We start from the raw sequence: 13753 nt of genomic DNA on the forward strand, positions 1-13753 counted from the left end.
ATTTCATGACAAGCGTCGACATATAAAAACAAAAAAATCGCGCTGTTTCCCCAGTTTTCGTTGTCGGTCCCGGTTATTATTGGGTAATGGATTAAAAAGAAGGTTCTTGAAAAGACTAACGATTGAAGCTATGATAAATAAGATTGTACACAAAAAATTCACACCATTCGAAGGAGATGGAAATATGGCCCCTTTTAAACCTAATCGAGTCGTCGTTATCGGTACCGGAGCAGTAGGTACAACGACCGCTTATACCCTGCTGCTGCGCCGCCGCATGCCCGAACTTGTACTCATTGACGTTAATCATCAAAAGGCGCTTGGCGAAGCGCTCGATATGAACCACGGCATGCCTTTTGCGGGTGGTGTAAAATTGTGGGCTGGAACCTACGAAGACTGCCGGGATGCGGATATTATTATCGTGACCGCGGGTGCTTCACAAAAGCCGGGCGAGACACGAATTGATCTGCTGCGCAAGAACATTTCGATTTTCCGGGATATTATCCAAAAAATTACGAAATATAATTCACACGCCATTTTGCTGATTGCAACCAATCCGGTTGATATCCTCGCTTATGCCACGCTGGAAATCAGCGGCTTCGATCGCAGACGTGTCATCGGGTCCGGGACTGTGCTGGACAGCGCCCGTTTCCGCTACCTGATCGGGAAGCACAAAGAGATCGACCCGCGCAGCATCCACGGATCGATTATCGGCGAGCACGGCGACTCCGAGGTTCCCGTATGGAGCCTTGCCAACATTAGCGGCGGCATCGAGCTCGGCTTTGACGATGAGACCCGGGAAGAAATTTACCAAAATACAAAAAACGCCGCTTATGAAATTATTAACGCCAAGGGAGCAACCTCTTACGCAATTGCGCTCGCTCTGGACCGGATCGTAGAAGCCATACTCAGCAATGAAGGAGCCGTACTGAACGTTTCTACACTCTTGAACAACTATAACGGCGTTTCGGATGTATTCCTCGGTGCTCCATGCATTGTGGACCGTTCCGGGGTTCGCGAGGTGCTGAAGATGCCGCTGAGCGAAGAAGAGCAAGCGCTGTTCCAGCAGTCTGCCGAGAAGCTTAAAGCTGAAATCGCAAAATTGGATCTGTAAGTCAAACTGCGCGTCACCATAAAGCGCAAACAGAAGAAGCCGCCAAGCGCATAACTGCCAGGGGCTTCTTTTTTAGGTTCAATATAACAGGTAATTGCCTATTCTTCGCTGGGTCCTTCTTCATCCGCTGACCATTTCTTATCCAGAAGCCTGTCCGCCAACTGCGCAAAGGGCTCCGGCTGCAGCAGCTCTACAGGTGAAAATCCTTTATCAAAAGTAAAAGAAGAGCCCTCAATCACAAGCGCATAGCGGTCTCCGAACGTAGCGATATGGATCTTGTCTCCATAATCCGCCAGAAACCCTTTGACATAGGTGTCGCCGATTTTGAATTTCAGTTCGATTTCCGGCTTGATATCGATAATCCGCGACGCCGCCTCGATCACTTCCTCAGGCTCCCACTTGTGCTGGATGTCGCGCTTCTCGCTTGCGGCCCAGAGCTCCAGGTCACGCTCGGTCTGCTGGCGCTCTTCATGACTCTCATCCGGCCATTTGGTCTCTACATAGCTCTGCACATACTCCATTACCTGGTCGTTTACAATCTCGGGAATCGACTGCTCATAGGTAACGAACTTCAGAAAATCCTCAAAGTAACGGGCATGCGAAGACTGGTGGATTTTGAGTTCCCATTCCTCGAACATACCTTCCTCCGGCATATAAGGATACTGAATCGACTTCATGTTGCGGGCGCTGATCGCCATTTCCACCTCGCTGATCAGACTGCGCTCATCGGAAATACGGGCAATTTTGGACTCGAAATCGCACTTCATGATAAATACGAACGGATCGTCGCCATGGGTGCGCAGGACAGCCTGGGAAAGAATTAGCGCTCCCCCGCGAACGGCGCTCGTATCCAGATAGCTTCGGACGAGATCGTCACCGAACTCATGAAAGGCTTCCACATCTTCCGCCGCGCGCAGCCGCGTGAGCTGATTGAAATTAGGATTGCTGTCAAGGTCATATCCCGGCTCCACCAGAAAGCGTCCAATCTTGGTCGGCGCCTGCTCCGAGTTCGGATTCTTCTCTACCTTGCGCTTGGCTGTCCGTGTAAACTCACCGTCAAGAAACTTCTTGATCTCGCTGTGCTCATACTCTTCTTCATCCATAGTCTGGTAATGCTTGTAAGATTTCGCGCCTTGCCCTTCATTTCCTTCCACTTGAATCACATAAAAGGACAGAAATTGGACATTGAATTTCATCTTCTGCAACCTCATTTCCTGTTCACCGTTCGTCGGCATTCTGTCATGTTATCTACTATAACTGGAGCTGCAGGCGGGACATGGCCTCTTCTTTTTCCTTGTCCGTGATATGGGTGTACACCGTTGTCGTCTGTATGGAGGAATGTCCGAGCAGTTCCTGCACCGTCCGTAAATCGGCACCCTTCCGCAGCAGCATCGTGGCAAAGGAGTGCCGCAATTTATGGCTGGAAAAAGAACGCCGGCGGACAGCCGGAATTCCGCTCTGAAAGCGCTGAAAGGTCTCGGAAGCAATGCCCTGAATGGCGCGGATCGAGAGCCTGCGCCCTTTTTGCGAGATGAACATGGCCTCTTCCCTGCTTCCGCGCCAAGGCGTTAGCCGTTCCGCAAGAGCATGGTCCAGGTAGGGAGCGACATCCCCGGGTACGGGAACATTGCGCCATTTCCGGCCTTTGCCGAACACGCGAAGCATGCGCCGCTCCGGATGATAGTCTCCCAAATTCAATGTATGTACCTCTCCTACGCGCAGCCCCATATAAGCCATCAGCAAAAAGACCGCCAGATTGCGTTCTTTATATTTTCCGTCCACTTTAGCCAGAAACCGCCGAATATCGTCCTCGTCCAGATAGACCGGCTCCCGGTTTTTCTCGGTCTTGGACTTTTTGATGCCCGCTGCGGGATTGCCGGTCAGCAGTTCAAGCTCAATCAGCGATTTGAAGAAGCAGCTGACGGAAGCATGCTTGCGGTTCCTAGTCGTGTCGCTGACTCCGCGTTCGCGCATGGAGGTAAGGAAGGAGATCACGTGCAGCTTTTTGACAGTGTTCAGCGTCTTCCCGTTCAGACTGTTCAAGAACTGCCGCACATCGGCAAGATACGATTTTTGGGTATAGGCAGTGTAGCCTGCATCCTTCATCCAGATGATGAAGGCTTCGAGTTCTTCTTCATATCCCAGCAGAGCTTCGTCCATCCAAGGCGCCTCCTCCCTTTTTTCGACCACTTATTATAGCAGATCATAACTTAACCGTGAACGCCTTGACCCTGCCACCCTACGGCATGCTGCCGCACCGTTTCCATAAACGCATCCAGCGCAGGGGATTTCCATTTCTTCCGGTGATAGGCAACCTGAGTCGCCACCCGCTGGGATTCGTCATCCCAGTTGAGCCGCGCCATTGTGCCTTCAGCAAGCTCTTTCTGTACCGTAACAAGCGGCAAAAAAGAAATGCCCAGACCGGCCATGACGCACTGCTTGATCGCTTCGATGCTCCAGAACTCCAGCTTGGGGTCCGGGTATACTCCATGCGCATTCAAATGCTGCTCGAACAGCAGCCGGTACGAACAGCCCGTCTCGGTATGGAGAATCGTCTCCTCCTTGAGATCAGACGGCTGGGTCTTGGAACGATGGGCCAAGCGGTGATTCACCGGAGCGACCAGCGCCATTTCCTCGTGCACCAGCGTCTCGATATGAAGATCCCTGTCTTCCCGCTCGGGCTGCAGCAGAAATGCCAGATCCAGCTCGCCCGACCGGATCATCTCCTGCAGCTCCCAGCAGTAACCGGGCTTCAGGATCATTTCCACCTGAGGGAAACTCCCTCTAAATTCGCGGATAATGCCGGGCAGCCGAAAAGCCGCCAGAGATTCGGGCGCGCCGATCTTGAGCGATCCACCGATGCCGCTTTGAAAGCGCAGCGCTTCCTCAGCCATGGAATGCATTTTGGAAATCTCCTGGGCATACGGCAGCAGGCGGCGTCCGGCATCGGTTAGGGAGATTTTCTTGCCGATCCGGTCAAACAGCGGCTGGCCCAGCTCGCCCTCTAGCGTCTGGATTTGCGCTGTAATACTGGACTGGGCGTAATCAAGCTTCTGGGCGGCCCTTGTGAAGCTGCCTGCTTCTACGACCACCAGAAAAGTAAAAAGATGACGGGATTCCATCGGCATGCTCCCTTCCATCGGAATTTTGAATGGATGGTATCTAAACATTCCGTTTTTCCAATAGAACCATTATCTGATACTCTGTAGCAAAAGACAAGAAAGGCTGGATGAAATTTAATGAATGAGTCCAATTCGCTGCAACACCATATCGGGATGCCGCAGGCGATCGCCCTTTATATCGGTGCGGTGCTCGGCTCGGGAATCCTTATCGTACCCGGACTGGCGGCGGAAATGGCCGGACCCGCTTCGCTGCTCGCATGGGGATTCATGACGCTGCTGATCCTGCCGATGGCTCTCTCGATGGGCCTTCTCTCCGCCAAATTCCCGAACGCCGGATGAGTATCCCATTTCGTGACGCTCGCCTTCGGGGAACGCGCCGGAACGCTGGTCGGCTGGTTCTTCCTCATGTCCGTGCCGATCGGCGCTCCCGTAGCCGCGCTTACCGGAGCCGGCTATATGTCCGCCGCCATGGGCTGGGGCGAACCGGCGCGAATTGCGCTGGCCGCCGCCATGGTGATTGCCGGGCTCGGCATGAACTGGGCCGGGATGCAGCTCGCCGGCAAAGTGCAAATCGCCGTTGTGCTCGCCATCGTAGCCGTACTCGTCTTCGCTTTTGCCGCCGCCCTGCCCCGGATGGACAGCGCCGCGTTTACACCGTTTGTCCCGCACGGCTGGATGAACGTCGGCAAGGCGACGGCGATTCTGTTCTGGTGCTTTATCGGCTGGGAAGCGGTGTCCCATCTGTCCGAGGAGTTTAAAGACCCGCAGCGCGCAGCGGTCAAGGGCGTGACCATCGCCGCCATACTAGTCGGCGCGCTATATTTCCTGACGGCGCTGGCCGTCGTCGGTACCCAAAGCTATCTTAAAGGAAGCTCCTCCTCGCTGGTCTGGATGATCAGCCGCCCGCTTGGGCATTGGGGCGGACTGGTCGCAGGACTCACGGGGCTGTTCATCTGCACCGCCACGATTATCGCCTATGTCGGCGCCGCTTCAAGGGTGGCCTATGCAATGGCCCGCCAGGGCCATGCCCCCAAATGGATGGGCAGGATGTCGAGCCGCTTCCATACGCCGGTCGGTGCGCTTGCTTTCCTGCTGTTCTGCTTTGCGTCGGTGCTCACACTGTACGGCAGCGGACTTGTATCGCTGACAACTCTCATCACCTTCCCGAACGCTACCTTTATTCTAACTTATATCGGCGGCTGCGCGGCGGGAATCCGGCTGCTCAAGGGCAGCCGATCCGGAGTAATCATCAGTTGGATTTCCTTTATCGCGACAGCCGCCGTCTTCCCGTTTACGGGCATGGCCATTGCCTATCCTTGCATAATCATTGCCTTTTATTTTGCCTTCACTTTCTACAAGCAACGGAAAGCTCCCCTTAACGTTCAAGCGGTTCCGGCTAAATGTCCGGATCAACGGACCGAGGTTTCCTGAATAGGTCAATACGAAAACCATCGGCAGAGTATCGAATGATAGCTCTGCCGATGGTTTTTTATTGAGTAGCTATATTCCAGTTTAACCGTCTTAGCCTCATAATAGTTTACATAATAATTATTATGTAAACTATTTTAGTTTCATGGCTTTATTTTCCATATATAGAAACTTACTCACCGCTTCAGGAGTCAAATACATAGAAGAATAATAAGGAGATGAAATTTTTGAAAAAAACAGCTTATATTCTGAACGCACTGCTCGCCGCAGCCCTGCTTACCACCAGTGACGGTCTTTACGGACACATCGCCGCGGCGGATACCGCAAATGAAAATATCTCTTCTGTTTCAAATGCGGCCGACTCCGCAACTCCTGTTCTCAAGCCGCTCTGGAAGGCAAAAACAAACGAAACCAGACTTTATGATAAGCAGGCCCCCGTGTCGAATGGCCTTGTGTATTATGCTGCAAGCGGCAAGCTTATGGCGGCCGATCTCGCGACAGGCAGGGTGAAATGGTCCATCCCGGGAGGACAGTACCCCGAAGTTATAACCAACAACTCCGTCTTTTACATCACAGGCAGAGGTTATCTGGTGCGGGCGGATGCCCGAAACGGAAAGGTTATTTGGAAAATGAAAGGGATCAATACTATTTCAGAGGTCGGTGCGCATGCAGCACTTGTAAGGGGGACCTTGATTTATTTTAACGAAAACGGCGGACTCGCTGCCTACAATCCTTCTAACGGCAAGAAAAAATGGGAGAACACAGCGTTGCCCATGTACGCAGGCTCCGTGATCGGCCAATACGACGGCGTACTCATCGTGTCCAGTTCGGTCGATAATTACCAGACGCAATTTTTCGGCCTTGATCCCGCTTCCGGCAAAAAACTCTGGAGGACTGCGGGAGTTTACTCCTTCCTCGCCTACCGGAACGGACAACTTATGATGCGCCGGCAGCCAGACCTTTCAACAGTTACCGGCGGAGTGGCGGTTCCTGGTTATTTGGTCACTTTGGTTCAGTTGAGTCCCCGAACCGGAAAGATAACCAGAACGGAGAACTACAGTCCTCTTCATGATATACGCCGACTCGGCAACAGCCATACCGCTATTGTAGGCCCCTATCTCTATACCGCCGACGGTAATCTCGACAAGAACGAAGCCTTCCTTCGCCGCTATACTTTGGGCCAAGACAGCAATGCCAAACCTGTCAGTTATGAACAGTATGGAAAATGGTTGGCCGGTCCGGAAAACGGTGCGGCCTTCTTTTCACAGGGAACCAAATTGATCGGTGTCAAACTCAGTAATCTTATTACAGTTTCCTACGGAAGCTTTCCCAGTCCCGTTGCTCGTGTTCAAGCCATAGGCAGGGGCGTGTTCGCCAGTTTGGACAACGGAGACTTTTACTGGATCGAGGCGGAGACGGGCAAAAGGTTCGGACGTATCGCAACGAACGCCGCCGAGATCGGCAGCGCCTATACGGTCAATAGCATACTGCTCATTCAGACAAACGCGGGATTAATCGCCGCCCTTCCGAAATCACTAAAATAGCCAAAAAACGGGGCGAATCCGTCCGTCCACTGCTCCATCCGCCCGAATAAAAATCGCTTGAATCAAAAACAGCGTATAATTTATGTTATACGCTGTTTTAATTGCGGCAGAAATCCCCCGTATTCGGCGATCAATGTCCAGTAACATTTAAATACGAACTTCTATAACATTCGCCTCGAACTATCTCAAAAAGTTCGTATTTATGTGTTACGTGTTCTCTAAATTAGGTTTAGGTTACAACGTTAAAAACAGCCTCAATCGAATTATTTGATTGAGGCTGTTTTTATGTCAAATAAACCTGTTTATTTCTATTCAGAATTTTTTTATGAAGTCGAGTACATACTCATTGTCCTCAAGCTTATTCTGAACCATCTTTTCCCAAACATCCTTTTTTAATAACGTCGACAATTTTACACCATACCAACTTGCAACATCATTTCGCGAAACCTTATATGACGTTCCAATAAAGTTAAAGTTCATGGCTTCCAAATTGTCAATTAATGCAAATGCAGCTGTTGCATTGTATATTAATGCTTTATTGACCTGATCTTCACCAATATCCGTTACATTGGATTTATAGTTTATCTCTGCCGTTAGTTTATCTGGAATCAACCGGAATGACATTCCCACATTGTTTAATGGCAATGAATTGAATAGATTAATTAAATTAGAGTTATCACCCATATACTTAGATTTGAATTGTAATGCATTTTCAATATCGTGCCTAAGTGGATTTTGCTGATCCTCCATATATTGCTTTTTAGTATGTTCTATTTGGGGTATGACAATACCCTGTACCACTCCAAATAAGGCTAATCCCACAACGATTAAACAAATTATTATTCTATTCCTGGTTCTCATGATGCTCGCCCACCTCATATTTACGAATTAGTTTCAAAGCCGCAGGGAAAAGCAATGGTATGATGATAGAAACAAACGGCAATACATATCTGATTACCAACACGGCGAATTGATAAGGCCCAGTGATATTTATCGCTCTCCCAAACCAAATGTTACTGCCAAATTCTACTGCCGTATTACCAAGTATGGACACCGTAACAAACAAGCCCCAAATGAGCCAAGCAATTTTTCTATAGCGCATGACAGTATTAATGTTATAGATGGATGTCTTACCCCAATAGTGGCTTTCCTTTTTTGAATTTAATACGAAGAATAAGATGCCCACTGCAAATACGACTATCAGCAGAAAGAAGTTGAGAAGAATTCCCATTCCCACTAATCTGAGGGGTATGGTTATAACCCATGCGATTAGGAAATATAACAATGCGACTTGTAAAAATTCGATCCGATACCTGTTTGTATAGACTCTTGTGTTACCGTCGATTAATAACTCTACGCTGTCGATATTTTCAGTAGCTACTTTTACTGCTTGTGTATAATCCATGCCATTGGCTGTGAGATCAGCAACTTTAGCTTCAAGATTACTTAGGATTTCATCTTTCAACTCTCTCGTCTGTTTGTTGTCTTTATGTTCCTTAAATAATTGATCAACATAATTTTGTAAATGTTTCATAAGGTTCCTCCTATCTAATTAATTTGTCGATTAATTCTCTGGCTATTTTCCAATCCGCAAAGTTGCGGTGAAAAGTATCCTTACCTGCATCTGTCACTTTATAATATTTCCGTCTGCCGCCTTGGCTCTCATCACCCCAGTAAGATTGGATAAATTTGTTAGACTCAAGCCTTTTTAGACTTGTGTATAAAGAAGGTTCCTTTAATTCGTATTTTCCGTTACTTTTTTTCAAGATTGTCTTGATGATTTCATAACCATAGCTATCTCCATCACATAAAACACGAAGAATAATAGTGTCGATATTGCCGCGAATTAATTCGCTGCTTATTCTGTTTTCATTCACCTTATACTCACCCCACAAATGCATCGTATCAAATATTACTATGTGTGTCAATGTACTTCTTAACAAGTAATACATTAACTTAAAAAACCCAAGCATAGTCTGCTTGAGCCTTTTTTTAAACAAAAATTATTTTATATAGTGTCTCTATAAAAGCCCGATCTGCTTCGGCAGATCAGTTTCTCGTATTGAACATTCTGTTTACTATTCGTCCAATAATGAAACTCAATTACCTTTTCCCCATCCTCTTCATTTGGAATTTTAATTAAGAAAAAGGGAAGATGGTTATACTGAAATGGCTGATACGACGTGTCCATGCACAGTTGGTTATGGATATCGCTTGTATTTCTTAACCTTGTTTCATGATCTGCAACTCGAAGCCAATTTCTAAAATGATTTAACTTCAATCATGATCAGCACCAAAAGGCTCATCCTTTAAAGATGACCCTTACTTGGCTAGATGGATAAGTGCTTTTTTCAAAATCATGCCTTCACAAAGGCTCCGGTACCATAACTTGTTCATCTAATTTCAGCCGTAAAAGCTGCCCGGCATGTGTCAAACCCGCACCAAAACCATACATAAGAATCCGATCCCCATTTTTAACTTTCCCTTCGCGAATGCCGAGGTCGAGAGATAAAGGAATGGTCGCAGCCGAAGTATTCCCGAAGTTGACCAAGCTGTACAGCGTCTTTTCCATCGGGTGTCCAATTTTTTCACAGATCGGCTCGATGATCCGCAAGTTGGCGCTATGAGGGATAAACCAATCCACTTCGTCTATAGTCATTTCCGTTTTATTCAAAATTTCTTTAATACCATTGGGAATATTTCTAACCACCCATCGAAAAACTTCTCGGCCATTTTGGACAAGGCTTCTTGTATCGATCAATTCAATGTCATTTACTTTGTTCGCTAGATTGGCCCGATACACATGATGCGCTCCACTCCCGTCACTCCCCATATGATATCCAATGAAGCTATTAAATTGGTCATCCCTTTCGATCAGCACGGCACCGGCCCCGTCACCAAATAAAATACAGGTGCTTCGATCGGTGTAATCTGTTATTTTAGACATTGTATCTGCGCCGATGACCAGTATTTTGCCGTGAAGCCCAGATGAAATCATACTGTGTGCCGTATGCAAAGCATATACAAATCCGGAGCATGCCGCACTTAAATCCATTGCCCCTGTCTGGGCGATATGTAATTGCTCCTGCACAAGGCTGGAAACCGACGGAAACGAAAAATCCGGAGTGCTGGTCGCTACTATAACCATATCCACATCTTCAACCGTTTTATTGAATCTCTGAATCAAATTTTTTACGGCGGCTACACATAAATCACTGGTATATTCATCAGGACGGCTAATTCTGCGTTCTTCAATGCCGGTTCTTTGAATAATCCATTCGTTATTCGTATCAACCATACGCTCCAAATCAAAATTGGTTAATCTCTTTTCGGGCACATAAGTCCCTATCGCGGTTATTCTTGCTCCTGTCATATATTTCACCTCACAATAATGTATAATCCGATATTAGTACCTGGTACTAATTATAGTGTAAGATGCTGGAAAAAACAATATAATTTTATATCCTGAATCTTAAATGGACCAGAAGAAAATAGTATTTTATTCATAATTACGACTGAACCCACCGCTCGCCAGCCTGGAGGAAAGCCATAAAATACCAATTTTTTTTCAAATGGCTAGAAGGAATTTTGATATTTGTATTTAATTAATATAAATAGAGTTTTATGGAAGAAACTAATAATAGAGGTGATTTAGTAAATGAAGAAAATTATTTTGTCAGCAGCAATCCTGATCCTTATTCTCACAGCAACTTTCAATTCAGTAAATGCCGCATCCGCACAAGCCGAGGAAAGAGTAATCGTTTTGTTCAAAGACAAAGTTGACAAGGAATTGATTGCAAACAATGGAGGGAAAATCAACAGAGAACTAAGGAACTTACCGGCCATATCCATCAGTGTCCCTTCAGTCGCTTTACAAGGGCTTTCCAGAAATCCGAATATTGAACTTATTGAGAAAGATTCAATAGTGAAGGTAGAAGGGCAAGTTTCGGATTGGGGAATTGATGATGTAAAAGCACCCGTTGCATGGAGTTCAGGTTACACTGGAACGGGGGTGAAAATCGCTGTAGTTGATACAGGAATATCACTTAGCCATTCGGATCTTTCAGTAGCAGGAGGAGCTTCTTTTGTGGCCTATACAAATTCCTATAATGATGACAATGGTCACGGTACCCATGTATCCGGAATCATTGGCGCCCGAAATAATGATATTGGAACCATTGGCGTAGCCCCTGACTCTGATCTGTACGCAGTGAAAGTGCTTGATTCCAGCGGAAGCGGCTATCTCTCGGATGTAATAGCGGGGATTGACTGGGCTATCTCAAACCAAATGGATATTATTAATTTAAGCTTAGGAAGTTCAACCGATTCTCCTACATTACACCAGGCAGTAGACAAGGCCTATAACAACGGTACCTTGGTTGTTGCTGCAGCCGGAAACAGCGGTTTGATTAACGGCAACGGCGATACGGTTGAATATCCCGCAAAATACGATTCCGCTATTGCAGTTGCCGCAGTAGATTCATCTAATAATCGTGCCAGCTTTTCGTCAACGGGTCCAAAAGTTGAAGTGTCAGCACCAGGAGTTTCCATCTACTCCACGTATTTGAATAATAGTTATACAAGAATGTCAGGCACATCAATGGCTACTCCTTATACTACGGGTATACTTGCCCTTCTAAAACAGCAGAATCCTGCTCTGACCAATATTGAACTTCGGGACAAGCTTGATCAATACGTCGTGGATCTCGGGGCTGCTGGGCGTGATACTCTTACAGGATACGGATTAATTCAGGCCCAAGCTCAACCAGTTGAATCTATCAAGACAGTTATGAGCGTTACTACAGATAAAGATTCTTACTTAAAAGGAGAAACCGTTACTGTAGAAGCTACAGTTAAGGACTCCAATTTAAATGCTTTGAACGGGGCAACTGTAAACTTAACGATTACCTCACCAAGTGGAAGCCAAACTAATGCAGTTCAGACCACCGATTCTAGCGGGGCAGTTGTATTCAATATAGCTACGAATAAAAAAACTAAGACAGGAACCTACAAAATTAATGTTCAATCATCCTTATCCGGTTACTCAAGCAGTAATGCAACCACGCAATATCGTATAGAATAGTAATGGCTGAGAATGTCTCGCTGGCTATTTCCATACCCGCCCTGCTGAACCGGTTGCTGCCCGCCCGCATAGAATACTGTGAAATGAAGCAATATGCGCAAAGGTGGAATCTATTATATGTCCAAGAACAAGCGCGGCAAAGCGCTCTGGCGTATGCCTTCCCGCGGGAGGGGAACTTGCCCCCTGTGCGGCAGCACACGGATCAAACTATTATATACTGCCAAAGGACTTCAAGGCGAAAAACTGACGGTATGCAAAAAGTGTCAGGGTAAACAGGCGGGGTAACATTCACATCAGAGCCGTATCAGCATAAAGATTCATCAAGTCTCATTTTGAGGCGGCCTATGCAGTTGACTCACGGGTTATCCACGTTTTGTTAGAGACAGGTGACCCGTGTCCTCCATATCCCGAAAGCTGTATCCCCTTTTTCAATCCGCATACAGAGTACGAAGATCATCCAGCTTGACTTTGATAAATTTCCTAAGCTCCTCCGGCGCAATGACCTCGGCGCAGCCGATCAGTTCCATGACGTCGCGGCAGGCGGCTTCATAACCATACATATTCACCGTAAGCAGGGCCTCATCCTGTTCCCAGGAAATATTTAGAATCTCAAGTTTGTTCCGCAAATTCACGCTTGGCTCTTTCGTCCTGAGAACCACCGGATAATACTCCCTCTCTTGCCTCGACCGCTTAAAAGACTTATTGCTCCCTTTCCAATAATGTTCCAATGCGAAATCTGCTGGAATTTCTAACTTTTCCTCTAATGGTTCTGCCGCTGAAATCCGCTCGCATTTAAACGTCCGGACTTCCTCCGCCGCTTCGCAGTACGCAGCCAGATACCATTCCCCCTGCTTCACCACCAGCCCGTAGGGCCGCACGTTCCGGATGTACAACTCCCCTCCCGGTTTACGGTAATGGATGGTCAGCTTATGCGATTTCCAAAGCGCGGCACGAACCGTTTCCAAGCAGGGAGCATCGAGGCGCTCGCGCCACCAGGGCGTATCGTCAAAATAAAACCGGGACTTAGCCTTAAGCAAATCCGGTTTGTACTCATCCGGCAGTGTCTTTTCAAGCTTCAGCAGTGCGCTTCGGAGCTTATGTCCTGATTCGGTTCCCGCGCCGGAATATATGCCGAGTCCCGTTAGATACAGATGAACAACGTCATCATTATGTAGACTTTTTAAATCAACCGTATACCCTTCCATCAGCGAAAGACCACCGGCGGGACCCGGAACGCTGACAATCGGAACACCGGCTTCAGCCAGCGTATCCACATCGCGGTAAATCGAACGGACGGAGGTTTCCAGCGCTTCCGCCAGCTCTTTTGCTTTCAGCTTACCCCTTGATTCCAGCAGCAATAATATCGCAACCAGCCGATGGAGCCTCATCACGCCCCTCCTTTTATCAGCGGACAGAATATTTCACAAATAATCTCAAATCGTTGCCATTCTGCTGTCAACAATAC

General features: G+C 47.5%; 11 protein-coding genes and 1 pseudogene. 4 read left to right on the top strand and 8 right to left on the bottom strand.

Annotated elements, in window-relative coordinates; genetic code table 11:
* Positions 1-184: 184 nt before the first annotated feature.
* Entirely contained in the window at positions 185-1111 is a 927-nt protein-coding gene (locus PDUR_RS14685; protein WP_042206921.1) for an L-lactate dehydrogenase, read from the top strand.
* A gap of 98 nt (positions 1112-1209) precedes the next feature.
* On the opposite strand, the gene PDUR_RS14690 is transcribed toward PDUR_RS14685, so the two are convergent.
* The 3 genes from PDUR_RS14690 to PDUR_RS14700 are packed head-to-tail and all read right to left on the bottom strand — an operon-like array spanning position 1210 to position 4233.
* Positions 1210-2307 (bottom strand): DUF3900 domain-containing protein, encoded by a 1098-nt coding sequence (locus PDUR_RS14690; RefSeq protein ID WP_042206922.1) that lies wholly within the window; start codon positions 2305-2307, stop codon positions 1210-1212.
* A gap of 55 nt (positions 2308-2362) precedes the next feature.
* Positions 2363-3271 (bottom strand): tyrosine-type recombinase/integrase, encoded by a 909-nt coding sequence (locus tag PDUR_RS14695; RefSeq protein WP_042206923.1) that lies wholly within the window; start codon positions 3269-3271, stop codon positions 2363-2365.
* 50 nt (positions 3272-3321) lie between these two features.
* The gene (locus tag PDUR_RS14700) at positions 3322-4233 is read right to left on the bottom strand and encodes a LysR family transcriptional regulator (RefSeq protein ID WP_042209391.1); all 912 of its coding nucleotides are present in this window, start codon (positions 4231-4233) and stop codon (positions 3322-3324) included.
* A 117-nt stretch (positions 4234-4350) separates the two neighbouring features.
* Here PDUR_RS14700 and PDUR_RS14705 point away from each other — a divergent pair.
* Together PDUR_RS14705 and PDUR_RS14710 are read left to right on the top strand one after the other, a co-directional pair.
* A pseudogene (locus PDUR_RS14705) lies at positions 4351-5664 on the top strand (APC family permease).
* A 224-nt stretch (positions 5665-5888) separates the two neighbouring features.
* Positions 5889-7205, top strand: a complete 1317-nt coding sequence (locus PDUR_RS14710) for an outer membrane protein assembly factor BamB family protein (RefSeq protein WP_042206924.1) — start codon at positions 5889-5891, stop codon at positions 7203-7205.
* 312 nt (positions 7206-7517) lie between these two features.
* Here the strand turns inward: PDUR_RS14710 and PDUR_RS14715 are convergent, their stop codons facing one another.
* The 4 genes from PDUR_RS14715 to PDUR_RS14730 form a co-directional block, all read right to left on the bottom strand.
* Positions 7518-8066, bottom strand: a complete 549-nt coding sequence (locus PDUR_RS14715) for a DUF4825 domain-containing protein (RefSeq protein ID WP_042206925.1) — start codon at positions 8064-8066, stop codon at positions 7518-7520.
* Positions 8050-8739, bottom strand: coding sequence for a permease prefix domain 1-containing protein (locus PDUR_RS14720; RefSeq protein WP_042206926.1), 690 nt, complete (start codon positions 8737-8739; stop codon positions 8050-8052). Before PDUR_RS14720 ends, PDUR_RS14715 begins: the two co-directional genes overlap by 17 nt.
* Before the next feature lie 10 nt (positions 8740-8749).
* A complete protein-coding gene (locus PDUR_RS14725) occupies positions 8750-9082 on the bottom strand; it encodes a PadR family transcriptional regulator (RefSeq protein WP_042209392.1) in 333 nt (110 codons plus the stop codon).
* Positions 9083-9570: 488 nt separating this feature from the next.
* Positions 9571-10578 (bottom strand): ketoacyl-ACP synthase III, encoded by a 1008-nt coding sequence (locus tag PDUR_RS14730; RefSeq protein ID WP_042206927.1) that lies wholly within the window; start codon positions 10576-10578, stop codon positions 9571-9573.
* Between the two features lie 285 nt (positions 10579-10863).
* On the opposite strand from PDUR_RS14730, the gene PDUR_RS14735 reads away from it, so the two are divergent.
* Positions 10864-12288: a S8 family serine peptidase gene (locus tag PDUR_RS14735; RefSeq protein WP_042206928.1), complete on the top strand. Its 1425-nt coding sequence runs from the start codon at positions 10864-10866 to the stop codon at positions 12286-12288.
* Positions 12289-12716: 428 nt separating this feature from the next.
* Here the strand turns inward: PDUR_RS14735 and PDUR_RS14745 are convergent, their stop codons facing one another.
* Positions 12717-13676: a helix-turn-helix transcriptional regulator gene (locus PDUR_RS14745; protein WP_042206930.1), complete on the bottom strand. Its 960-nt coding sequence runs from the start codon at positions 13674-13676 to the stop codon at positions 12717-12719.
* Positions 13677-13753: the final 77 nt, after the last annotated feature.

It is taken from the genome of Paenibacillus durus, assembly GCF_000756615.1.
Classification (GTDB): domain Bacteria; phylum Bacillota; class Bacilli; order Paenibacillales; family Paenibacillaceae; genus Paenibacillus_AQ; species Paenibacillus_AQ durus.